General features: G+C 60.4%; 20 protein-coding genes. 7 read left to right on the top strand and 13 right to left on the bottom strand.

Going from position 1 to position 22956, the window contains the following annotated elements:
• Nucleotides 1–5: 5 nt before the first annotated feature.
• The 12 genes from KQI84_12490 to KQI84_12435 form a co-directional block, all read right to left on the bottom strand.
• Nucleotides 6–1379, bottom strand: a complete 1374-nt coding sequence (locus tag KQI84_12490) for a TIGR01777 family oxidoreductase (GenBank protein MCB2155696.1) — start codon at nt 1377–1379, stop codon at nt 6–8.
• 91 nt (nt 1380–1470) lie between these two features.
• Entirely contained in the window at nt 1471–2559 is a 1089-nt protein-coding gene (locus KQI84_12485) for a radical SAM protein (protein ID MCB2155695.1), read from the bottom strand.
• 77 nt (nt 2560–2636) lie between these two features.
• Nucleotides 2637–2906, bottom strand: a complete 270-nt coding sequence (locus tag KQI84_12480; GenBank protein ID MCB2155694.1) for a hypothetical protein — start codon at nt 2904–2906, stop codon at nt 2637–2639.
• A 16-nt stretch (nt 2907–2922) separates the two neighbouring features.
• Complete coding sequence (der, locus tag KQI84_12475) at nt 2923–4362, bottom strand: ribosome biogenesis GTPase Der (protein MCB2155693.1); 1440 nt, start codon at nt 4360–4362, stop codon at nt 2923–2925.
• 12 nt (nt 4363–4374) lie between these two features.
• Nucleotides 4375–5610, bottom strand: coding sequence for a lipid-A-disaccharide synthase (gene lpxB, locus KQI84_12470; GenBank protein MCB2155692.1), 1236 nt, complete (start codon nt 5608–5610; stop codon nt 4375–4377).
• Between the two features lie 30 nt (nt 5611–5640).
• Entirely contained in the window at nt 5641–6651 is a 1011-nt protein-coding gene (locus KQI84_12465; GenBank protein MCB2155691.1) for a Gfo/Idh/MocA family oxidoreductase, read from the bottom strand.
• Nucleotides 6652–6725: 74 nt separating this feature from the next.
• A complete protein-coding gene (locus KQI84_12460) occupies nt 6726–7685 on the bottom strand; it encodes a decaprenyl-phosphate phosphoribosyltransferase (GenBank protein ID MCB2155690.1) in 960 nt (319 codons plus the stop codon).
• Nucleotides 7642–8187, bottom strand: coding sequence for a ribosome maturation factor RimM (gene rimM / locus KQI84_12455; GenBank protein MCB2155689.1), 546 nt, complete (start codon nt 8185–8187; stop codon nt 7642–7644). The genes KQI84_12460 and rimM overlap by 44 nt, the downstream gene beginning before the upstream one ends.
• Nucleotides 8184–8432, bottom strand: coding sequence for a KH domain-containing protein (locus KQI84_12450; GenBank protein ID MCB2155688.1), 249 nt, complete (start codon nt 8430–8432; stop codon nt 8184–8186). The genes rimM and KQI84_12450 overlap by 4 nt, the downstream gene beginning before the upstream one ends.
• Nucleotides 8433–8588: 156 nt before the next feature.
• Nucleotides 8589–8891 (bottom strand): 30S ribosomal protein S16, encoded by a 303-nt coding sequence (gene rpsP / locus KQI84_12445; protein MCB2155687.1) that lies wholly within the window; start codon nt 8889–8891, stop codon nt 8589–8591.
• Nucleotides 8892–8969: 78 nt separating this feature from the next.
• On the bottom strand, nt 8970–10559 hold the full coding sequence (ffh, locus tag KQI84_12440; protein ID MCB2155686.1) for a signal recognition particle protein: 1590 nt from the start codon (nt 10557–10559) through the stop codon (nt 8970–8972).
• 23 nt (nt 10560–10582) lie between these two features.
• Nucleotides 10583–11089 (bottom strand): YlxM family DNA-binding protein, encoded by a 507-nt coding sequence (locus KQI84_12435; GenBank protein MCB2155685.1) that lies wholly within the window; start codon nt 11087–11089, stop codon nt 10583–10585.
• Between the two features lie 242 nt (nt 11090–11331).
• On the opposite strand from KQI84_12435, the gene KQI84_12430 reads away from it, so the two are divergent.
• Nucleotides 11332–11949, top strand: coding sequence for a type II secretion system protein GspG (locus KQI84_12430; protein ID MCB2155684.1), 618 nt, complete (start codon nt 11332–11334; stop codon nt 11947–11949).
• Nucleotides 11950–11952: 3 nt separating this feature from the next.
• Here KQI84_12430 and dacB read toward each other — a convergent pair whose 3' ends face one another.
• On the bottom strand, nt 11953–13461 hold the full coding sequence (gene dacB / locus KQI84_12425; protein ID MCB2155683.1) for a D-alanyl-D-alanine carboxypeptidase/D-alanyl-D-alanine-endopeptidase: 1509 nt from the start codon (nt 13459–13461) through the stop codon (nt 11953–11955).
• 358 nt (nt 13462–13819) lie between these two features.
• On the opposite strand from dacB, the gene KQI84_12420 reads away from it, so the two are divergent.
• From KQI84_12420 to guaB, 6 genes are all read left to right on the top strand, one after another.
• Nucleotides 13820–15205, top strand: coding sequence for a KamA family radical SAM protein (locus tag KQI84_12420; GenBank protein MCB2155682.1), 1386 nt, complete (start codon nt 13820–13822; stop codon nt 15203–15205).
• A gap of 444 nt (nt 15206–15649) precedes the next feature.
• Entirely contained in the window at nt 15650–16075 is a 426-nt protein-coding gene (locus KQI84_12415; GenBank protein MCB2155681.1) for a hypothetical protein, read from the top strand.
• 441 nt (nt 16076–16516) lie between these two features.
• The gene (locus tag KQI84_12410) at nt 16517–16726 is read left to right on the top strand and encodes a cold-shock protein (protein MCB2155680.1); all 210 of its coding nucleotides are present in this window, start codon (nt 16517–16519) and stop codon (nt 16724–16726) included.
• Nucleotides 16727–16985: 259 nt separating this feature from the next.
• Nucleotides 16986–18677, top strand: a complete 1692-nt coding sequence (locus KQI84_12405; GenBank protein MCB2155679.1) for a DUF4173 domain-containing protein — start codon at nt 16986–16988, stop codon at nt 18675–18677.
• Between the two features lie 56 nt (nt 18678–18733).
• The gene (gene hrpB, locus KQI84_12400; GenBank protein ID MCB2155678.1) at nt 18734–21235 is read left to right on the top strand and encodes an ATP-dependent helicase HrpB; all 2502 of its coding nucleotides are present in this window, start codon (nt 18734–18736) and stop codon (nt 21233–21235) included.
• A gap of 127 nt (nt 21236–21362) precedes the next feature.
• Nucleotides 21363–22841: an IMP dehydrogenase gene (guaB, locus tag KQI84_12395; protein MCB2155677.1), complete on the top strand. Its 1479-nt coding sequence runs from the start codon at nt 21363–21365 to the stop codon at nt 22839–22841.
• Nucleotides 22842–22956 lie beyond the last annotated feature (115 nt).

The following is a 22956-nucleotide window of genomic DNA, read 5'->3' as shown; positions in this document are numbered from 1 at the left end:
AGATGCTATCGCCCGAGCAGATGCCGAAGGGCATCTTCCAGGCGGGGATAGAGAAATTCGTAGTCGGTTTCCTGCAGCTTCACGGGATGGACGTTGGCCCCTGCCAACAGAAGTTCATCCGCCATATCGCCAAGTGCCAGGCGCAGCGCAAACCGAGGCGCAGGCGGTCCTTTCGGGCGCCCCAGGACGCTCGCCAACGTCGCGGCGAAGTCATTGTTACTGACCGAATTTGGCGAAACCAGATTAATCGGGCCGGAAATGTGGTCGTTCCCCAGGACATGATGAATGGCGCCGACAACGTCGTCGAGGGCGATCCAACTGACACATTGTTCCCCGGAACCGAGCCGACCGCCGAAGCCGAACTTGAATGCCGGCAACATCTTCTTCAGCGCGCCACCCTTGGGGCTGAGGATCATGCCGAACCGCAAATTCACGACGCGAATCCCGGCGTCCGCTGCCGGCTGGCTCGCGGCCTCCCATTTCTCTGCCACCTGTGCCAGAAATCCGCGCCCAGGTGCGGCAGATTCGCTCAACTTCTCCGCCCCCCGGTCGCCGTAGTAGCCGATCGCGGAGGCACACAGCAGGACCTTCGGCTTCGTCTCGCACCGGGCAAGCGCTTCGGCCAGGACTCGAGTCCCCTGAACTCGGCTGTCCTCAATCCGGCGCTTCTGCGCGGCCGTCCATCGACCCGAGGCGATGCTCTCCCCCGCCAGATGAATGACGGCGTCAAAGCCCTCCAGTCGGGACGAATCGTCACACAGGCCGGTCGTTGGATCCCACAACAGAGAACTCTCGTCCCCCGGTCGCCGCGAACGCACAAGCCGGACAACGTCGTGCCCACCCGATGTCAGGAACGACACGAGACGGCCGCCCACAAGCCCTGTCGAACCGCTGATCAGAATCCGCATCGGCTCGGCGTCCCCCTTGAGATGGGCGTGCAAGTCATTACGTGTGACCTCGTGACGATAACGGAACATGCGATCGATCCGATGACGCACCATCGAACCTGCAAACTTCCGGCCAATCAAGCCCAACGGCACCTGATATTCGACCTGATCTTCCAGGTAGCTTGAGCGGTCATCCCGCGGGATCATCCGGTGACGGTGCTCCCACGAGGCGAACGGCCCGGCAACCTGGCGATCACGGAATTCCCGCCCGGGTTGTACACCGTGATGGCGCGCCACCCATTTCACCCCGATGGGACCATTGTTAACCTGAAGGACTACCTCGCTGCCGTCCTCCAAGCCGTCCGGCGGCGAAATGATTTCGACGTCTTCCCACGGTGGAGTCAGCCGCTCGAAGGCTCCAGGCCGGGTGTGCCAGGCGTAGAGCTCCTCGGCGGAGACGGGCATCAGGGTTTTGCAGGTGTAACGCGGCATCGGGTCGCTCCGGGTGATCGTGGATCATACCTGAAGCAAGGAGGGCGCCAGTTTTGTCTATATTTTTAGGATATTTGCGGTCGAAACCTGGTCACTTCGTTCGAAGGAGCTGATCCCGCGCGATTGCGGTCAGGGGCTTGCGGAAGTTGCAGGTCTTGATTCGGCAGGCGGCTTTGCAGCCGTGGATTTCGATGCGGCGCTGGCGAGCAGCCATGGATTTCCAGATGTCCCGCGGGTGCATCTCGCGCACGTTCCCCACGGTTTCCATGACGTCGCAGAGGCGCACATCGCCGTTGGGCTCGATGTCGATGTTCGCAACGCCGACCTTACAGGGAATGTCCTGTTCGCCCTCGGGATTGAGCAGATAGCGGCGCATGTACTCCATCTGCTCGACGCTGTTGGTGATCGGGGCACCCCCCCGGCGCATCTCGATCAATTTATCCATGCCGCGATTAATCTTGTCCGCATCGTCATCCCAGAAGGGACTGCTCTTGTACCATCCGGGCTCATAATCGTCGTTGCCGCTCTCGAAGTACAGGATCTGGAACGTAATGCCATCCAGTCCCTTCTCCTCGACCCACTTCACCATCTCGGGGAGGTGATCGATGTTGAAGCCCATCAGGATCGTCGCCAGCGTCAAGCGGAAGTGCCTGTCGGCGTAATTGAGCTCATCGATGGCTTTGAAGATGCGCTCTGCGCTGCCGGGAAAGCCGCGTGTCTCGTCGTGTTTCTCCGGATCGAGATGATTCAGAGAGAAACTGATCTGGTAAATCGGCGTCTTCTTCAACTGCTCAATCCGCCGCGGGGGAAGCAAGCTCCCGTTGTTGACGGTGATCGTGCGAATGCCCAGCTTGTCGGCCTCGTTGAGCAGATCGAAGATCTCCGGGCGCAGGAACGGCTCGCCACCTGTCAGGCCTAACTCGAATGGCCCCAGCCATTCACGGAGCTGACGGAGCAGCTTCACCATTTCGTCAAGCGTCAGCTCGGTTTCTTTGACACTGTCAGGCGTCTTCCAGAAACAGCAGGTCGGACAGCGCAGGTTGCAGCGATCGGTAAGCGACAGCGTCACGTTGCTCGGCTTCACGAATGATGCATCCGAAGCATAGGCGATCGGCTCCAGCGTTCGACGCAGGAGTTTATGCAGATTCACACTGTTGATCGCGGAAACGTTCAAAGCCATTCTAACTGTCCCGACCCAATTTGCAGCAAGACCCTCACCAACCCAGATTCAGTATGGGGCAATCTTGCCAGCGCCCACTACTCCTCTTCGTGGGCGTCCTTGTCATGGCAAAAGGCGTGCTCGGGAATATCGTTTTCCTCAACGGGGTTTGTCGTGCGGTAGATCGGGACCAGCCCGCCCGGGCCGTGATCGTCGACCTTATCCTCGGGGAAACCCAGCAAGCCGAACTCGTAGTGCTCGTGCTTGTTGTCCTTCAGGATCACGTGGTCGTAGTAGAACACGGCGCAAGAAGACAGCATTGATGCCGTCAGTACGAGAACTGCCAGAATTGCAAACCGTCGCTTCATAAGTGCACCCTCCAGTCTATTCGTCTTCCTGTTCGTAGACGCCGGCTTCGAATTCCGATTCGTCTAAATCATATACGCGCTGCATGGGGGGAGCCTTCGCGGGACCGCGAGAATCTTCGCGAAGTCGGTCCTTCCCCTTGCGGCGGAATCGGAAGCGCAGCGGCGTCCCCTCCAGGTCCAACTGGCGACGGAACTGGTTCTGCAGGTAGCGCTCGTAACTGAAATGTAGAAGGTCCGGGTCGTTCACGAAGAAACTGAGGGCCGGCGGGCAGTAGCCGGTCTGCGTGACGTAATTGATCTTCAGCGCCTTGCGCCCGGTGATGGGCGGCGAAACGTGGGCCTTCGCCTGTTCGAGGATGCGATTCAAATCAGAGGTGGACATCTCTCGGCGGTAATTCTCGGCGCACTTGCGAATCAGTTCCCAGATGCGATGAGTGCGCTGGCCAGTGGAGGCCGAGATTGTCAAGATTGGGGCCCAGCGCAAGAACTTGAACTCCTCGCGCACGCTCTGGATGTACTTGCCGTAGTCGTCGCGATTCTTCACGGCGTCCCACTTGTTCAGGACGATCGCGCATGCACACCCGGCCTCGAGAATGTAGCCGGCGATCCGGGCATCCTGGTTGGAGATCTCCTGGGTCGCATCGAGAATCAGCAACGCCACGTCGGCTCGATCGATCGCCGCAAAGGAGGAGTGCACGGACAGCGTCTCGGCTCCCTTCTCGGTCTTGGCGCGCCGCCGAATGCCCGCCGTGTCAATGAGGATGAATTCTTCGCCATCGACACGAACGACCGAATCGATCGAGTCGCGCGTCGTGCCGGGAATATCCGACGCGATCATGCGATTCATTCCGAGCAGACGGTTGGCGAGGGTTGACTTGCCGACGTTGACCTTGCCGACGAGAGCGATCTTGATCGGCCCCTTGCGCGGGTCGACTTCCTCATCGTCGCGCTCGCTGAATTCCTCCGTCAAATCATCGAGGAGATCGAAGACGCCTTCGCCGTGCAGCGCGGAGATCGGGTAGACCTGGTCCAGACCGTAGAGCGAGAAGTCCGAGATCGCCTGGAGGCGGCGATTCGGATCGTCCGACTTGTTGACAACCAGGTAGAAGGGCTTTCCCGAAGCGCGCAGGCGTTCGATGATTTCCTGATCGATCGGATCGTTGACGATCTCGTTCTCGGTTACAAAAACGATACGGTCGGCTTCCTGAACTGCGATCAAGGTCTGCTCGCGCATCAGCGTCAGCATCGGCGAGTTGGTCGCATCTTCGTAGCCGCCGGTGTCGATTACGGTGAAGGGACGCTCGCGGTAGACCGCATGACCATAATGCCGGTCGCGGGTCAGGCCCGGTTGGTCATGCACCAGGGCCCGGCGCTTGCCAATGATTCGGTTAAACAGGGTAGACTTGCCGACGTTCGGCCGGCCCACAATCGCAACAATGGGGAGACGCTTACTCATGGGAAACTTTGATTACTCGATCTCGTCTGTAGTTTGATTTTCAGGGGAGGGTTTTTCCGCTTGGGGAGCTTCGATTGGGTCGACGCCGCAGACCTCGAGAACGGCGCGCGCCGCCTTCTCCGATGCACCCGGGCCGCCGAGCTTGTCACGCACTTCCGCCAGGTCCGCGACCATTTCGTCGTAGGCCTGCTTGTTGGTCATGTAGAAGTGTGTCTTCTCTGCCAGGTTGCGCGGGGTGAATTCATCCTGCAGGAGTTCCGGCACAATGCGATCACCGGCTACAATGTTCGGCAATCCGATGTGACCGATAGAGAAGACTTGCTTGCCGATCACCCAGGTCAGGAAGTTCACGCGATAGACAATCAGCATCGGTGCCGCAAGGATCGCGGCTTCCAACGTCGACGTGCCTGACTTCACCCAAGAGAAGTCAGACCAGTTGCGCATGTTGTAGCGCAGACGATCAACGATCACGGGCTCGAAGTCGAGCTCGACGCGATTGATGACTTTCTCAAGTTGTTCGCGCGCGATGGTCGTGGCGCGAATGATCACGAACTGCGTATCCGGCACCATCTCGTGATAACGCTGGGCGCCCTCGAGCAACAACTGCAGGAAGTGATCGACTTCTTTTCGACGGCTGCCGGGAACAATGCTGATGATGGGGCGATTCGGATCGAGGCCGAACTCGGCGCAAACTTCCTCGCGCGTCATGTCGATCTTCACAAGATCGAACAACGGATGCCCGACGTGCACGACGTCGACATTCTCTTCCTTGTAAAGGCCGACCTCGAACGGGAAGATGACGATCATCTTGTCGACGAGTTTCGCCAATGTATACAGACGGCTGCGATGCCAGGCCCAGATTTGCGGGCTGATGTACCAGATGACCGGGATGCCAAGGCGTTTCGCTTCGCGGGCAATACGAATATTGAAGCCGGGATAGTCGACAAGAAGAATGGCGTCGGGCCGCTTCCTCTCGAGGAACCTCACCGTGTCGTTGAAGAGGCGCCGGATTTCCGGAAAGTTCGTAATCACGCCGACGATGCCGATGATGGCAAGGTCCTCAACGATGTTGGCGCGCAGCTTGACGCCGACGCTTTCCATCTGCGGCCCACCGAGTCCCCACGCGCGGAAGCGCGGGTAGATCCGCTTCAGACCACGGAAGAGATTCGCGGCGTGAATGTCGCCGGAATTCTCGCCCGCGATTACAAAGAGGCGGATCTCACGCTGCTTGGGGTCGTCGGTGGCCATAATCGGTCGCGCGCCGGCTTGAAGTCATGCCTAAGCGCCACTCTCCTCGGTCGGCGGCGGCACCGCCGGAACGTCGATGAAAGGCACTGTCGTCTGGCGGATCATCTCGGTGATCTTGATGACGATATCGAGCGCTTCCATTGCCTGCTCGCCGGTGGTTTGCGGCGTGCGACCCTGGCGGATACAATCCAGGAAATGCTCGAGCTCGAGCTTGAGCGGCTCCTTGCGCTTCACGCGTTTCTTCTCGGTTTCGATGTAGTAGCGCGGTTCGTTCGGTTTCAGCGAGCCCTTGCGCTCGAAGCGCCGGTGGATCTCCATCGTCTGCTTCGCGTAATCGAGCGAGATGTAGGCGTTGTCCTGGAAGACGCGCAGCTTGCGCATTGGCTTCGGCGTGACGCGCGAGCACGTGATGTTCGCGATGCAACCATTCTGGAAACGAATACGAGCGTTCGCGATGTCTTCCTTGTTGGTCAGAATCGCGACGCCGGTCGCTTCAATGTGCTCGACCGGGGAGTTCACAATGCGAAGGATGATGTCGATGTCGTGGATCATCAGATCGAGCACGACGCCAATGTCCTTCACGCGCGGGTTGAACGGCCCGAGGCGGTGGCATTCGATGAACAGCGGCTGAGTCAGGACTTCCTTGAATCGCTGGACCGCGACGTTGAAGTGCTCGATGTGGCCGACCTGAAGAATCAGGTTTTTCTGCCCGGCCAGGATGGAGAGCTTCGCGGCTTCCACAACGGTCGTGCAGATCGGCTTTTCAACGAGACAATGAACGCCGCTCTCGAGCAACTCGTGCGCAATATCGAAGTGGCTAACGGTGGGCGTCGCGATGCTGACAGCATCCACCTTGCCAATCATGTCGCTGTATTTCTTCGTCGCCTTTGCGCCAAACTTGCGTGCGATGGTGCGGCCCTGATGGCCATGCGTATCGCAGACGTAGAGCAACTCGGCATTCGGGCTTTCTGCGTAGATGCGGGCGTGGTGCTGGCCCAGGTGGCCAACGCCGATTACGCCAACGCGAATTTTCTCACTCATGATTGCCTCTACCAGTTACGGGTCGAAGATTCAGAGGGTGAAACGATCCCGCTTCCCCCGTTGAGTTCAGCAGCCTAGCGCAGGCGCGCCAGGACTGCAACGACCGTAATCATCCAAAGCACGACGGTCGTCAGAAGGGGGTAATCCTCCAATAACAGCAGTTCGGGCGCGCCCCCCTCGTCGCGCTTGAACACCAGCCAAAGATACCGAAACATCCCGTACAGCACAAACGGCAGCGTCAAGACAAGCAGGTACGTGTTGCCGTTCCCGGATTCCGATCCGCCCGTGGCGAACTGGCCCTGCGTGGTCCAGAGGGCATAGCTGAACAGCGTGCCGGCGGTTGCAACCGTCAGCATAACGTCCAGGAATTCCGTCGAGTAGTCTTCGAGAACCTTGCGGTGGCTGCCAGCGCCGGTGCCCAGCATCACGAGTTCATTCCTGCGCTTCGCAATGGCCAGGAAAAGAGCCAGGAAAAGCGTCGTGAGCAGGAAGTACGACGTCACCTCGATCACGGCGCCTTCGATGCGGATGACTTCGATGCCGGCCAGCGCCCGCAAAACAAATCCGAGCGCAATCAGCAGAATATCCAGCACGACCGCGTGCTTCAACTTCAGCGAGTAAAGCGAGACCAGGATGAAGTAGGTCACTGCCAGAATCGCGAACGGCAATGGCAGATACAGGAAACTGTAACCGATCGCGATGGTGGCCAGGATTGCTCCGCCGATGCCCGCCGCGACGGGCGAAATCGCCCCGGAAGCAATGGCGCGCTTGCACTTCTTGGGATGCTTGCGATCCTGCTCGACGTCGATGATGTCGTTGACAATGTAAACGACGCCACTGAGCGCACAGAAGACCACAAAGCCGATGACGGCATTCATAATCATCTGGGGATCGTCCCAGCGCCGGGCGAACACGATGCCCGCAAACAGGAGCAGGTTCTTCACCCATTGCTTGGGCCGCAGGGCTTTCAGAAAGGCAACGATCATCGGCTCAATCCAACAGTCCTTCCGGAATCCGGACTTCAACGAACCCATCGGCGATATTCATCAGGGGAACGAAGTCGGGAAGCAGCGGAAGCATGGTCTCCTTTGCCTTCACACCTTCAAGGCTCAGGATAAGATAATCGTGGGCAGATCCGTTGTCGGCGCGGAGGACCTTGCCGATAGGTTTGCCCGCCTCATCGCGAACTTCGAGACCAACGAGGTCGTCGGCGTAGTACTCGCCCGCGGGCAAGTCCCAACGCTCGTCTTCGGGAATCACAAGATCGCAGTTGGTGAACTTCTCAGCAGCAGTTCGATCATGAATGCCTTCGAAGTGGACGTACAAAAGCCCCTGACGCAGGGTGCCGTCACGGAGAGTGAGCGGCTCGTCCATCACGCGTCCCTTGTTTCGAACGCGGAACTGACGAATCCCGACCTGTAGAAGGTCGTCATCCTGGCCTGTCAGGGGCTTGAGGCGCATGGTTCCGTCCAACCCGTGGGGCCGCAGGACGACAGCCACGGCCACCCACGGATCAGATTGATTGTCCGGGGTCATTCCACAATCTGCAGAAGTGATTTCTTGCGATGTTTGGTCGCGGCGGCACTGAGGATCTTGCGAAGAGCCTTTGCCGTCTGGCCGCCCTTTCCGATGACCTTGCCAACGTCTTCGGGATGGACCTTCAATTCGATAATGACGCTGGTCTCGCTCTCCACAGCCGAGACGCTGACGTTCTCGGGGTCGTCCACGAGCGCCTTGGCAATGAACTCGATCAGGTCCTTGAGATCTGGTTCTTGGTACATGGTATCGGTCAGCCTCCTGGGGCAGGTGCGAAAGGATCGAGGGCGGGAAGAGTTCCTGACGCTATAATGCGTACGCCGATGACGCCCCGGCCGGGGCCACCGCTGCAAGAAAAAACCGCGTCTTGCGGGTCCCGCGGCCGGAGCTTCAGCGTGGTCTTATCCCTGGGCGGCAGCCCGCGCTTTGCGAGCCTCAACCTTGCCCTCGTGGAACTTCTTCAAGATTCCCAGCTTCCGAAGCAGCGCACGAACCGTTTCCGTGGGCTGGGCGCCGTTGTTCAGCCAGTACAAAGCCCGCTCTTCTTCGCAGACGATCTGCTCTTCGGTGTTCTTGTTCAGCGGCTGATAGCGGCCGATGATCTCGATGAACTTGCCGTCACGGGCGCGCCGCGAATCGGCGACGACCAGGCGGTAGTAGGGGGCTTTCTTGCGTCCAACGCGGGTCAAACGGATCTTAACCATCTTCTGTACTGTCTCCTTTGGAATTGCTTCTCGGCATCTTGCCTAAGCTGTGTGTTTTCAAATCTAAAGCCGCATTAATCAGCGGCGGGATTTCTTCTTTTTCCGCTTCTTGGCCTTCTCGCGCGCGGCCTTCAGCGAGGGGCGTGCGGCCTGCTTTTCGAAGGCCTTCATCTGCTTGATCTGCTTCTGGTACTTCCGGAATTCGGGAGTTCCCGGCTGCGGCATCGGGGGCATGTCCCCCATGTCGGGAGGCATTCCGCCTCCGCCGGCCAGAATCTCCGACGGATCGGGCATCTCGGGGGCATCTTCGCCGTCACCTCCGCCCATCATCCCCTTCAAGCCGCCGAACAGACCGCCGCCGGCCATCTGCTGCATCATGCCGCGCATCTGCTCGAACTGCTTCACGAGCTCGTTGACCTGCTTCAGCGTATGGCCGGAGCCCTTCGCGATGCGGTCACGGCGGTGGCCTTCGGAGCGCACCAGGTCCGGGTTTTCCCGTTCCTGAACCGTCATCGAGAGGATCATGGCCTCGACGCGCCGGAGCTCGCCGCTCAGAAGATCGCCATCGATCCCGCGCATCATGCCACCCAGACCGGGGATCATCCCCAGCAGGCCCTTCAGCGATCCCATGCGCTTGATCGTCTTCATCTGCTTGACGAAATCGTTGTAGTTAAACTGCCCGGTTCCCAGCTTGTCGCGCAGCGCCATGGCGTCCTTCTCGTCCATGGCCTCCTGGGCCTTCTCGACCAGCGATGCGACGTCGCCCATGCCGAGGATGCGCTGCGCCACGCGATCCGGGTGGAAACGCTCAAGATCGGTGGACTTCTCGCCAATACCGGCGAAGACGATCGGTTTGCCAGTCACGGCCTTGATCGAGAGCGCCGCACCGCCGCGGGCATCGCCGTCCAGCTTGGTCAGGCAAACGCCGTCGATGCCGACTTCCTCGCTGAAGGCCTTCGCGGAATTCACCGCGTCCTGGCCTGTCATCGCGTCGGCAACAAGGAATGTGTAGTCGGGCGCGTGGCGGTCGCGCAGATCACACAGCTCATCCATCTTCACTTCGTCGATGTGCAGACGACCGGCTGTATCGACAATCAGGACATCGCGGCCGGATTCGCGAGCCTTCTTGCGAGCCTCGGCGACAATCTCCGTGGGCGTGTGATCGGTGCCCATCTCGAAAACGGGATAGCCAAGCGAGTGACCAACTTGCCTCAACTGCTCGATAGCGGCCGGACGATAGATATCGCAGGCCACGAGCATGGGCTTGCACTTTTTGTCGGCCAGGAAACGAGCCAGCTTGCCGCAGAACGTCGTCTTGCCAGCGCCCTGCAGGCCGAGCATCAGGATCGTGCTGTCCTTGCCCGGTTCGATCTCGAAATCCGCTGCGCCTTCGCCTTCCTCGGCGCCGGAGATCATCCGGACAAGTTCCTTGTGAACGATGGAGAAGAACTGCTGGGCGGGATTGACGCCCTTGACGACTTCCTCGCCGACCGCCTGCTCGCGGATCCGGGCGACGAAATCCTTGACGACCAGATAGTTGACGTCCGCCTCCAGAAGCGCCATGCGCACTTCCCGGAGGGCGTCCTTAATATTGTCTTCCGTCAGGGTCTTTTGACCCCGTATCTTCTTGAAGACACCTTCGAACTTTTCGCCAAGCGATTCAAACATGCGTTACGGATTCCGTCTCTAAGTTACTCGCCGCTCGCCGCGACCTTTTCCAACTCGTCGGCCAGGCTGCCGATCTCTCGTGTAATGCCTTCGGCATTGTAGATGATGCCGCCACTGCTGCGCAGCTTCAGGAAGATCGCGCGCAATCGCTCGGCGGCCTCCTTCACGGCGGGGACCTGGTCGCCGGCCAGGGCTGCGCCCGCGCTTGTGGCACCTTCGCTCTGGCTCTCGCGGGCATCTTGTGCCGCGGCGCCGGTCGGGCGCGTCACGCCGCCTGCGAGCAGACCGAGCTTCGACTCGTAGTCTTCGAGGCTCTGCTCGGCGTGCTTCACCGCATCGTGAATGGCCTGGCGCGAGACGCCGTGCTGACGAGCGACTTCGCCGAAGGACATGTCGTCCTCATAGTGAAGTTGCACGAACAGGCGCTGCCGATCGGTCAACAGACCACCGTACAAGTCCATCAACTGGCCAATACGCACGACCTTGTCGAGCGGATCGGCTTGAGATTGAGTCTGATTTTCAGCTTCCATCGGGCATCTACACCCCGTCTGGTCTGGAAAGGCTGTCAGCCTTTCAATCTTTACAGGCCGATGTTCACGACACGCGGAGGCTGCCTGTCAAGGTCAAATGGGTGGCACGCAGAATTGCCCGGTTCTGGGGCTGTTCTATGCCAGAATTCGCATGCGCTTTCCCGTTGTGCCCGTGTCCACCGTCGCCCACAACACGGCCGCCTTCGGAATGACGAGGGCCAGTCACACTTGGGGGAGCGCTTGTGAAGCGAACCGGATTCACCCTGATCGAATTGCTCATCGTTGTTGCGATCATCGCCATCCTGGCGGCGATCGCGGTTCCGAATATGCTGGAGGCCCAGACCCGCGCCAAGGTCGCTCGGGCCCATGCCGATATGCGTTCGGTCGCCACGGCCCTGGAGTCCTACCGCGTGGACAACAATGCCCCTCCAACGATGCTGGAGCGCGGCTTCACCGGCGGCGTTCCTCCGCTGGTCGGTGCGGACTTAAAGTGGTGGTACGTGCCGGATGCGCTGAGCACGCCGATATCGTACCTGTCGACGGCGGACCTGCGCTGCCCGTTCGGAGGCAACTGGGACAAGGAGCCGTACTTCCCGGATGAAATCTGGCGGCGGTACGGGTACGAGAACATCCGCGATCTGATGGCCGCGCGAGACGCGTTTCCGATTCTGGCGAATCGTTATCGGGACGAGGCTATTGAGTGGAGTGGCGACTGGCGGCTGCAATGTGTGGGGCCGGATCGCATCTGGAATCCTTCGCGTCTGTATGATCCGACGAACGGCACCGTCAGCGAAGGCGACATCATCCGCACGCAACGCAGCCCCGAAGGAAACATCAACCCCGACAACCTCGCGCCCTGATCGTTACGGCAGGCGCGCCTCCAGTCGTTCGAGCATCTCGTCCAGCACCTCGCGGTGCAGGTGGGTGGTGCCCGCGGCGCCGTCGATCATGAAGACAGCAATATAGTCGTTGCCAGCTTCCGTTTCCAGATAGCCAGCCAGATTCGATGTACCGGTCAGCGTTCCGGTCTTGCCGATGAAGCGCCCCTTCAGTCCGGCAAGCCGGCCCCTCAGGCTGCCGGATTCGCCGGCTCGTGCCAGCGACTGACGGAAGATCGCTCTCTTCTCGCCCCAGCCGCTCATCGAATCGAGAACTTCGCCGATCGATTGAGCCGAGATCCGATCGTACGTTGAGAGCCCGGAACCGTCGGTGACGAGAAATCCGCTTCGGGCGAAGCCGTTCTGCTGCGCCCACTTAGTCAAGGCATCCGCAGCGCCGTCGAACGATGGCGGATGGCGCATCTCCACGGCGACGGCGCGGAGGATCGTCTCGGCATACATGTTCTGGCTTCCTGCAAGAACAGCGGGAAGGATCTCCGCCAGCGTCGGCGAGTAATGCCGAACGATGACCCAAGGCTCGGTGCCAGGCGGATCGATCTCCTGGCCGGGCCAGGGCGTCGTGGCCTGGCCCGAGACCTCGATGCCTTCCCGAGCGAGGACTTCCTGGAAAACGTAAGCGGTGTAGTGCGCCGGGTTGCGAACGGCGGTGGACTCGACAACCTCCGCTCCAGCATCGATCAGGCCACGGGCAATCGTTTTGCCCTGATCGTCGGCCCGGTAGTTTGAGATCGCGGCGGGGCTGCCGGGAACCCGGCCGATCTTCACGCCGGATTCGAAGTTCATGTAAGTGGTGGGCGGGCTGAGCTTATAGGCAGCTGACTTGCCCTGCGAACCGGCGCCACGCCACCGAACGTCGATGCAACCATCGTTGAACGTGAGAGCCGAAACCTCCGCCGCGTACCACTCGCCGAAGTCGACGGGATCCCAGCCGATCGCGTGGGGGTCGCCCTCGAAGAGGCGATCGTCGCCGATGATGTTTCCCTGGATCGCCAGGATGCCGGCGGCCTTCAAGTCGGCCGCCCACTCGCGGAAGACCCGGGTGGTGTCCGAGGGATCGGGCTGGAAGTGCGGCCCGAGCGTTGGGTCTCCCCCGCCGCGAATGATCAGATCGCCGTGGAGAATGCCCTTCTCATCCACCTCGCCGTAGGTTTCGAGGCTGGTCACGAACCGGTGGGACGGCCCCAGAACATCCAGCGCGGCAGCCGCCGTGAGGAGTTTCTGCAGCGAGGCCGGCCGGAGAACCTGAGTGGAACTGTAATCCACGAATCGGCGACCCGTGTCGGGATCGAACACCAAAACGGCCAGCGAGGCATTCTCCCCCAGTCGGGCCTCGAAGAACGGCGCAGTGACGGAACTCGTGAAGTCGTCCATGGGCCGCGTGGAAAGGGCAGCGCTCGCGATCGAGACCAGCATGACCATAAGGGCAACGCTGAGAGTGATTCGTGTGCGAGAATGGAAGGACTGGCGGCGCATGAAGGAATTCCCCCCGAGGGCGTGATCGAGGGCGACCCTGGGCCTGGGAAGCACTGTGCGGCAACGGTTTTTCGCGATTGCGGCCGTTATCGAGTCAATCCGTCTGGAAAGGCGGAAATCAAGCATTACCAATGGGCGGCAGGGGACTTGCGTGCCCCCTCGGAGGCCAGCGAATACAGGCGGTTCGGCAATCGAATCATCCGGGGCTGACCTTGACAAACCGGGGGTCCTTAAGACACTCTTAAGTGCCTCGTTATTTGCCGAATCGGCATGGCGGGGATTTTTTTGGCCTCGGGATTGGCCGAAGAAACTCCCACTCGATAGATATGAGCAAATTACTCTCAGGAGATTTCATAATATGACGATGGATAACAGCGCCCTGAACCCCGTGACGCCGGGGACTGCGCAGAAGGAAGAGTCCACTCCGGACCTGCGCCATCGGGAGCTGCTCGGCGGAGAGTTCTGGAAGAAAATCCCCGCCTACGCGAATGTCAGCAAGGAGCAGTTCTACGATCACACCTGGCAACTCAAGAACTCGGTGACGAGCGTTTCGAAACTCCTCGATACGCTCCGCGACGTGATCAGCGAAGACTTCCACAAGGACGTGGAGAAGGGCTTCGCCAAGGCACCGATGGCCGTCCGCGTTTCCCCGTACGCCCTCAGCCTGATGGATTGGGATAACCCGTACGACGATCCGCTGCGCCGGCAGTTCATTCCGGTGTCGACTCGCCTGTTCCGCGATCATCCGGAGCTGCACCTGGATACGCTGATGGAGCAGGAAGACTCCCCGGTTCCTGGCCTGACGCATCGGTACCCGGACAAGGTCCTCTTCCTGGCGCTGGATATCTGCCCCGTTTACTGCCGCTACTGCACGCGCAGCTATGCGGTGGGGTTCGATACGGACGAAGTCGAGAAGGTGAAGTACTCTCAGGACGAGAAGCGCTACGCCCAGGTCTTCGACTACATCCGCAGCCGCCCCGAGGTCGAAGACGTCGTGATCAGCGGCGGCGACGCTTACATGCTGCGCCCGAAGCGCCTGAGGCTGATCGGTGAATCCCTGCTGAACATCCCGAACGTCCAGCGCATTCGGTTCGCCAGCAAGGGCCCGGCGATCATGCCGATGAAGGTCCTTACAGACAATGAGTGGTACGAAGCGTTGCGCGATGTGGTGGAGATGGGCCGCAAGATGCACAAGGAAGTCTGCCTGCACACCCACTTCAGCCACCCGAACGAGGTGACCGAGATCTCGAAGGAAGCGATGGACCGCTTCTTCGAGGACGGCATCACGGTGCGCAACCAGGCGGTGCTGCAGCGCGGCGTCAATGATACGCCCGACACGATGATGATGCTGGGCAAGCGCCTGAGCTACTTGAACGTCCACCCGTACTACGTGTACATTCACGACCTCGTCCAGGGCGTCGAAGACCTGCGGACGACCCTGCAGACCGGCATCGATATCGAGAAATATGTGCGTGGCTCGACGGCGGGCTTCAATACGCCGACGTTCGTGGTCGATGCTCCGGGCGGCGGCGGCAAGCGCGCCATTCACAGCTACGAACATTACAACCCCGAAACCGGGATCAGTGTCTACACGGCGCCTTCGGTGAAGCCCGGCAAGTACTTCATGTACTTCGACCCGGTCGACACGCTGAGCTCCGACATCCAGAAAGCCTGGTTCGATCCGAAGCAGCGGGAAGAGATGAAGGCCGAAGCCGTTGCCGAGGCCAAGAAGTCTCTGCACTAAAGACCCTGTCACAAGAAGAGAAGGATGAGCCCCGGAGCCGTGACTCCGGGGCTTTTCTGCCATAAAGGCCATATTCGGCGTTTGGGGGCAAATTGGGTGGCAATACGAGCCCTTTTTTGATTGCCAGAACACGGCTTGAAATGACACGTTGTCACTAGGGTTGTGCGGAAATTTGCATTTCCCACAAAAGCAGGAGCCTCACTCCCCCCTAAGGCAGGTCCGCCGGCGATTGGTGCGAGTCGTCGGCGGACCCTCTTTTTAGCCAATCGGTAACATTGCGGAATATCCCCGCCTTTGCCCTCACAAAACATCATGTTCGCTTGACTCAACTGTCTCGGTTTGCCAATTTGCCCGCTGGGTATGATGGGATACCAGAGGGTGCTAGGGGTACTCGGTTCTCCTCTTCCGTCCCGTAACTGAGTTGGAGGCCATCAATTAGAGTACATGGATAGCAAGCCGATTAGACTTCAGCCGAGCCTTTCCGCACGAGACTTCGAAGAATTCAAACAACTGGCGACTGCATACGGGTGGGGAAACATCCGCAGCGATTCGGAAATGGTGCGCCTGGCGCTCTTTGAATGGATCCAGATCCGCAAGGAATGCCGGCTGCCGATTCCCGACCTGATCGAGAAGTTGGGTGCCGATGCGCAGACGCCCCCGCCGGTGGTCACGTCGATCCGCCTGCAGGTAAGCCTTGCGCCCGAAGAGCACGGCAGTTTCCGCGAAGCCGCGGAGCGCATGGGTTGGGCCCGCGTGCCCGAGGCCCTGATGACGCGCCTGGCACTGATGGAATGGTGCGATATCCGCCGGGTGACAATGGGACGTCCGGGAGAAGTCATTCAGAACCTGGATGGGAACGGGTCCGTCTGAAGATCCAACCAACAAGATCATCGCTGAGGGCGGCACGCACGGCTTCGGGTTAAGAATCTGTGCGCTTTTTTCGCTCGATCGGAACATACGAACGAGTCTTTTTGCGATTCGTTTGTAACGCAACTCGTGCGTTTTGAAGCGTCCATGGCAAATGACGATTTGATTGACGAAAAGGCCGCCGATTTCCGTTGACCGGGGGGGGAAAGTCCGGATGATTACCCGCGCATGATCAAGAACAAAGAAGGCCTACGCAAGTCGCTTGAAGAACCACGCACACTATTTACGAAGTTGATGTTTCTGTTTCGCCTCGGACCCGTGGGAAGTGGGTTTGAGGCGTTTTGAACGTCAACCGGCCGGTGTCGAGGAAGATACTTGTTGGTTTCGTCAGGTCAGGTTCAATTTGATCAGCACTGAATCCACCCAATAGCAGGGAGTAGTACTATGCAGACAGGAACCGTGAAGTGGTTCAACGACGCCAAGGGTTACGGCTTTATTTCGCCGGACGACAATGGCAACGATCTTTTCGTGCACCACACGGCGATCGTGATGGATGGTTTCCGCACGCTTGAAGAAGGCATGCGGGTCCAGTTTGAAGCCGTCCGCGGCCCGAAGGGCATGCAGGCCTCGAACGTCTCCAAGGTCGAAGCCTGACCCCAACCGGACCTGGCCGACGCCGTCAAGACACGGTATAGGCTGAGTCGTAAACGCTCAACCAACAGACCAAGACACTTCCCCCGCCCCGGTTCGCCGGGGCGGTTAACTTTTTTATCTCTGCGCACTGGCACAGGATTCGGAGAAACGGTGGACGGGCACCGATTTGCCGCCGATACGTGGCAAGCCCGCAATGCAGCGATGCAATGATGCACATTCGTTTCTCGATGGTAGATCGATACGAGAGAGGGGGCTTTCCGTGGATGAGAATCGTTACGCCTGGCAGCCGAGACCGGAGGAACACCAACCAACATTTCAGTCAATGAGCGGACCGGGAGTCGCAGAGCCGCCGAGTAAACCGCCAGCGTCAAACGCGTTCCTGCCACCAAGACCGGGACCAGATGTCCCGCCGTTCAGTTGGACCGAACTGGTTGGGCTCGGGTTGTTGATCGTCGCCAGCGACATCTTTCTGTACGGGGGCCACGGGGGTTACTTCGGATGGGGCGTGTGGTTCATCGTGGCGCCGCTGCTGCTGTTACCTGGATCGGTTCATCGCAAGTGGAAGGGGACGTTCCTGCTGGCCACCGCGCTCCTCTTTGCGCTTGGGGTTCGCCTGATGGTGTTGGGATCGCCGCCGACAAGACCACTGGGACTGATACTGGTCTACATGGCCGGAATGAGCCTCGCCACGGGACGCGGCTTCTTCGTCGAACTCTTCTACTTTTCAGTCGTCGCGCTATTCTCACCGCTCTGGAATCTGGCGTTCTACGCACATGGAAGTCCTGATCCAGAGACCGGAAAGAAATCCGGCAAACGTGTCGACCATTTCATCATCCCGGCAGTCGTTGTCCTCATCTTCGCCTTCGTGTTCATCATGGCGAATCCAAGCCTGCGGGATTTCCTCCGCGAGTCCCTCAATAGCCTTCTGCGCGTGATACGGTTCGAGGATCTCAGCCCGGTACGCGTGCTGTTCTGGATCCTGATCTTCTGGCTCGGAAGTGGTCTGATCCGGCCGATTCTCGATCGGATGATCCTGAAGTGGATCGACGCGAAGGGCGAGAGGATCGATCCAGACAAGGTGAAATCAGGGACGGAGTTCGCCTTCCTGTCTTCCCGCAATACGCTGTATGCTGTGATCGGACTGTTCGCGGCCTACCTGCTCTTCGAGTTCGGGACGCTCTGGTTCCGGAAGTTCCCGGAAGGATTCCACTACGCCGGCTACGCGCACGAAGGCGCAGCCTGGCTGACAGTTGCTCTCGCAATCTCGACCGGTGTGCTGGGCCTCGTGTTTCATGGGCCACTCACGCAGCATCCAAAGGTTGCGGTGCTGAGGCGTGCAGCGTGGATCTGGTCGGTCGAGAATCTTCTTCTCGCCATGGCAACATTCCACCGCACATGGATATACGTGGACTACAATGGAATGTCGCGGATGCGCGTCGTTGCGATTCTCGGCATCTCGGTCGTTGTGGCAGGCTTCGCGTTGGTTGTGTGGATGGTTAAGCGCCAGCACAACCTGCAGTGGCTGATTCGAAGGCAGCTTTGGGCGTTGGCCATTACGCTGGTCGTGCTCTTTGTCGCGCCGATCGACTGGTACGTGACGCGTCAGAACGTGAAGGGCATCCTGGCGGGAGAAGACGCTCCTCTGGTTCAGATCGCAGCCCATCCGCCCAATGCGCTCGGCGTGCCACAGTTGATCCCGCTGATGGGTCACGAGAGCAGTGCCGTGCGGAATGGAATGCAGGCAGTCCTGGCGAAAGAGTATCTCAAACTGAAAGCCAGGGTCGCATTGAACACGCGCCGAGGCTGGGCCGGACGCCAACTGGCGGCGGATCACGCTCTGAAGGTGTTGGAGAATGCCAGGCCTGATTTCGAACGCCATCTGGAGACTGCGTTCGAACGCGAAGCGGCGATTGTCGAGTTCTCGGATTACGCCATGCAGTGGTATGACTAGCGGAGGCGATGCTCGTGGGCCTCGACACCCATGAGGCGAGCAAGTAGCCTCCGCCCATGAAGCTCTCTCCCCTGCCGATTGATGAGATCGTACCGGACATTGTTCGGTCGCTGCGCGGGCGGCCGAACGCGGTTGTGGTCGCTCCGCCCGGCGCCGGGAAGACGACCCGAATTCCGCTGGCGATTGCCGAAGCGAACATCGGCAACGGCGCCGTGGCGATGTTGCAACCTCGTCGCGTGGCGGCCCGTGCGGCGGCGGCTCGGATTGCGACGGAGCACGGCTGGCGCATCGGCGAAGAGATTGGCTACCAGGTGCGATTCGACAATCGCATCGGTCCGCGATCGCGCGTCCGCGTTGTGACAGAAGGCATTCTGACGCGTTGGATTCAAAGCGATCCGTTCCTGGAGAAACTCGGGACGGTGATCCTGGACGAGTTCCACGAGCGCAGCATTCATACGGATCTTGCCCTTGCGCTACTGCGGGAAATCCAAACATCGGTGCGCGAGGACCTGCGCATTGTTGTGATGTCGGCGACGATGGATCCAGGGCCCGTGGCGAGATTCCTCGGGGATGCGCCTGTTTTTGAGAGCGCCGGACGCTTGTTTCCCGTCGACATCGAGTTTGCTCCTCGGCACACGACCGATCCGATCTGGGATCGCGCCGCCACGGCTGTCCGAGAAAGTGGGGACGCAGCAACAACCGGTCACATTCTGGTTTTTCTGCCGGGCATGGGAGAAATCACTCGTACTCAAGAGCGCATCGGCGGCGTGGCGGGCTCTGTCCATATTCTGCACAGTTCCGTTTCAAACGAAGATCAGGATCGTGCGCTTCGCCCGTCGGGCGAGCGAAAGATCATCCTGGCGACAAACATCGCGGAGACTTCGCTGACAATCGACGGCGTGCGTACGGTGATCGATTCCGGGCTGGCGCGCGTGCTGGTGAACGATCCTCGCCTGGGAATCGATCGATTGGAAGTGCAACGGATCAGTCGCGCCTCCGCGAATCAGCGCACAGGCCGTGCGGGGCGCACGGCGGCGGGACGATGCGTGCGTCTGTGGACGCGCGGAGAAGACGCTGCGTTGGATGAAGCGACCCCGCCGGAAATCGAACGCATCGATCTGGCGGCGACGTTGCTGGCATTGCGAGCCTATGGCATTTCCGATCCGACGCAGTTCGGTTGGTTCGAATCTCCGCCGGAGGCGGCGCTGCGGCGTGCGGAAGAATTGCTGCGACTGCTTGGTGCGGTCGATGCGCGCGGGCAGTTCACGAAACTCGGAAGGCAACTCGCGAACCTCCCACTTCATCCGCGATTGGGTTGCCTGCTGATTGCCGGCGCAGAGGCCGGCATCCCTCGCGAAGCCGCAGCGATGGCTGCGCTACTATCGGAACGGGATATCCTATCGGGCGGACCACGATCACGCCGCAGGCAGGCCGACTGGCACGGAGAATCGGATCTGCTCGAACGCCTCGATTGGCTCGAGGAAGGCCACGCGCGTCTCGATCCCACCGCGGCGCGTTCGGTGCGGCGTGTGCGCGATGATCTTCAGCGCCTTGTTGCCGATATCAGGCCAAAATCAAAAAGAGGGACGGACTTTTCAAAGCTGCCACTGCATGCATACCCCGATCGCGTGACTTTGCGACGAGAGAATGATCCATCGCGGGGTGTGATGGTAGGCGCCCGGGGTGTGATTCTGGAACCCTCGTCGGTTGTGCGACATGGCCGTCTGTTCCTGAGTCTCGATCCGCGCGATGTCGGAAGCGAAGCGCGCGTGTCGCTGGCGAGTGCCATCGAAGAGGAATGGCTCGCGGAAGTTCATCCGGACCTCTTGCAGCGGAAGCTCGTGCATCGGTTCGATGAAGAACGAGGCCGCGTTGTGAGCGAACGCGAGATCGCATTTGCAGGACTCGCCATCCGCCGCGATGCGGTCGGTGCGGCGGACGACCCGGAGGGCGCATCGCGCGCCCTGGCGGAATGGCTAAGATCACATGGTGTGGAGTTCTTCGCCGCGAACGATTCCGCGGCGGAATTCCTGGCGCGCGTCCGATTCCTCAATTGCGCCATGCCGGACTTGGATATGCCGTCGTTCGATGAAGCGGGATTGGGCAAGATTGCCGCAGAATCCGCGGCCGGGCGGACGTCACTGGATGCCATTCGCAAGTTGGGCCTGCGGCATTTGTTGGAAGCGAAGCTGACGTGGAAGCAGCGCGAAGCGCTCGATCGGCACGCGCCGGAACGCATCGAGGTCCCGAGCGGCAGCCGCATTCGACTGCGCTACGAGCCGGGGCAGTCGCCGGTGCTGCCAGTCCGCTTGCAGGAAATGTTCGGCCAGCGCGAAACGCCAACCGTGGCCGGCGGCCGCGTGCCCGTGGTGGTGCATCTGCTGGGGCCGAACTTCCGACCGGTTCAGATCACGTCCGATCTGGCGAATTTCTGGAAATCAACCTACGCCGAAGTCCGCAAGGAACTCCGGGCGCGCTATCCGAAGCACCCGTGGCCCGAGGACCCGCTTTCCGCTCAAGCCCGCGCCGTCGGAGGTCGACGGCGCGGCAAATCCTGACTTTTTCCTTCTACGACGCACGCGCGGGTTGCGTCCGGCGCGCGGCTGTGGCGGAGGTTGCTGTCGAGCAGCCAGCCTACGAAAGGACGCGCCGCCTATGCCCGTCAATGTTGCGCTCGACGATTTCATGGAGGCCCATCGCCACACGGGATTGTCGTACGATGACGTGTCGATGGTTACGCAATACGCTGATTTTCTGCCCGCAGACGCCGACCCCAGCAGCTTTCTGACCCCCGCAATTCGACTGAATGTCCCATTCGTCTCCGCCGCGATGGATACGGTGACCGAGGCGGATATGGGCATCGCGATGGCCTTGGCCGGTGGGATCGGCATCGTGCACAAGAATCTGCCCCCGCACGATCAGCGGATGGAAATCAAGCGCATCAAGTTCTACCTCAATGGATTCCTGACGAAGGCGCGAACGATCGAACCGGGCCAGACGCTGGCGCAGGTGGAAGACTGGAAGCGCGAAAAGGGCTTCCGCTTCAGCAGTTTCCCCGTCCTCGACGGCAACCGACGGCTGCTTGGCATCGTCACGGGGCAGCATTTCCGCTACGCGCGAACGATGGACGCGAAAGTTGATGACGTCATGGAGCGCGATCCCGTGACGGCGGCGGTCGGCACGACCATCGGCCAGGCCTTCGACATCATGGTCGACAACCGCATCAGCATCCTGCCGGTCGTGGACGATGCCGGCGTGTTCCACGGACTCTACAGCTTCAAGGACGTGCGGCGCATTCTGAGCACGGACTCGCCGAACCAGTGCGTGGATGACTCGTATTCCCTGCGCGCCGGCGCGGCGATCGGCCCGTCGGATTTCGAGCGCGTTGAAACCTTACTCGAAACGGACGTTGACGTGCTGGTGGTGGACACGGCGCACGGGCACTCGAAGGGCGTTCTGGAAATGGTGCGCTGGATCAAGCAGCACCGCCCCGAGCAGCAGGTCGTCGCGGGCAACGTGGCCAGCGCGGAAGGCGCCGTTGCGCTCGCAGACGCGGGCGCGGATGCGGTGAAAGTCGGCGTCGGGCCGGGATCGATCTGCACGACGCGCGTGATCGCGGGCGTCGGTGTGCCGCAGTTCAGCGCCGTTTACATGGCGGCTCGGGCGCTGCGCGGCCAGCCAGTCGGCGTCATTGCGGATGGCGGGATTCGCTACAGCGGCGACGTGGCGAAGGCGCTGGCCGCGGGCGCGACAGCCGTCATGATGGGCAGCGTCCTGGCTGGAACCGACGAGAGCCCCGGCGAGCGTGTACTGATCAGCGGCCGCCAGTACATCAGCTATCGCGGAATGGGCTCACTCGGTGCCATGAGCCAACGGCACGGGTCGGCGGATCGCTACGGGCAGCGCGGTGCAGCCGCGCCGAAACTGGTCCCGGAGGGAATCGAGGGCCTGGTGCCGTATGCCGGGCGGGCCGAAGCCGTGCTGCACCAGTTTACCGGCGGCCTGCGTGCCTCGATGGGATATAACGGGTGTCGCACGATCCCGGAACTTCAAGAGCGCGCTCGCTTCGTGCGCGTGACAGCCTCTGGCAAGCGCGAATCCCACCCCCACGATATCCATCACATGAAGGACGCTGCGAACTACCACGGGCGGGATGAGGACTGAGCGCCGCAGACTGCTACAAACGTAGATCAATGACTTAGCCACTTCCATTTCTGCGAATCTCTTCTTGCCGTTGTTCCGGCCCACTTTCGATCCTCGGGAGCCAGTATGGTAATTT

This window comes from bacterium (genome assembly GCA_020444065.1).
Taxonomy (GTDB): Bacteria; Sumerlaeota; Sumerlaeia; order SLMS01; family JAHLLQ01; genus JAHLLQ01.
This window is presented reverse-complemented; position numbering and strand designations above follow the sequence as displayed.

What these genes read in the sequence shown, in the direction of transcription:
- KQI84_12485 (MCB2155695.1), bottom strand. Translation starts at nt 2,559, where the DNA reads ATGGCTTTGAACGTTTCCGCGATCAACAGTGTGAATCTGCATAAACTC.
- KQI84_12415 (MCB2155681.1), top strand. Translation starts at nt 15,650, where the DNA reads ATGGATAGCAAGCCGATTAGACTTCAGCCGAGCCTTTCCGCACGAGAC.
- KQI84_12465 (MCB2155691.1), bottom strand. Translation starts at nt 6,651, where the DNA reads ATGAGTGAGAAAATTCGCGTTGGCGTAATCGGCGTTGGCCACCTGGGC.
- KQI84_12480 (MCB2155694.1), bottom strand. Translation starts at nt 2,906, where the DNA reads ATGAAGCGACGGTTTGCAATTCTGGCAGTTCTCGTACTGACGGCATCA.
- dacB (MCB2155683.1), bottom strand. Translation starts at nt 13,461, where the DNA reads ATGCGCCGCCAGTCCTTCCATTCTCGCACACGAATCACTCTCAGCGTT.
- KQI84_12435 (MCB2155685.1), bottom strand. Translation starts at nt 11,089, where the DNA reads ATGGAAGCTGAAAATCAGACTCAATCTCAAGCCGATCCGCTCGACAAG.
- KQI84_12460 (MCB2155690.1), bottom strand. Translation starts at nt 7,685, where the DNA reads ATGGGTTCGTTGAAGTCCGGATTCCGGAAGGACTGTTGGATTGAGCCG.
- KQI84_12450 (MCB2155688.1), bottom strand. Translation starts at nt 8,432, where the DNA reads ATGTACCAAGAACCAGATCTCAAGGACCTGATCGAGTTCATTGCCAAG.
- KQI84_12490 (MCB2155696.1), bottom strand. Translation starts at nt 1,379, where the DNA reads ATGCCGCGTTACACCTGCAAAACCCTGATGCCCGTCTCCGCCGAGGAG.
- rimM (MCB2155689.1), bottom strand. Translation starts at nt 8,187, where the DNA reads ATGACCCCGGACAATCAATCTGATCCGTGGGTGGCCGTGGCTGTCGTC.
- lpxB (MCB2155692.1), bottom strand. Translation starts at nt 5,610, where the DNA reads ATGGCCACCGACGACCCCAAGCAGCGTGAGATCCGCCTCTTTGTAATC.
- KQI84_12410 (MCB2155680.1), top strand. Translation starts at nt 16,517, where the DNA reads ATGCAGACAGGAACCGTGAAGTGGTTCAACGACGCCAAGGGTTACGGC.
- rpsP (MCB2155687.1), bottom strand. Translation starts at nt 8,891, where the DNA reads ATGGTTAAGATCCGTTTGACCCGCGTTGGACGCAAGAAAGCCCCCTAC.
- hrpB (MCB2155678.1), top strand. Translation starts at nt 18,734, where the DNA reads ATGAAGCTCTCTCCCCTGCCGATTGATGAGATCGTACCGGACATTGTT.
- ffh (MCB2155686.1), bottom strand. Translation starts at nt 10,559, where the DNA reads ATGTTTGAATCGCTTGGCGAAAAGTTCGAAGGTGTCTTCAAGAAGATA.
- KQI84_12420 (MCB2155682.1), top strand. Translation starts at nt 13,820, where the DNA reads ATGACGATGGATAACAGCGCCCTGAACCCCGTGACGCCGGGGACTGCG.
- der (MCB2155693.1), bottom strand. Translation starts at nt 4,362, where the DNA reads ATGAGTAAGCGTCTCCCCATTGTTGCGATTGTGGGCCGGCCGAACGTC.
- guaB (MCB2155677.1), top strand. Translation starts at nt 21,363, where the DNA reads ATGGAGGCCCATCGCCACACGGGATTGTCGTACGATGACGTGTCGATG.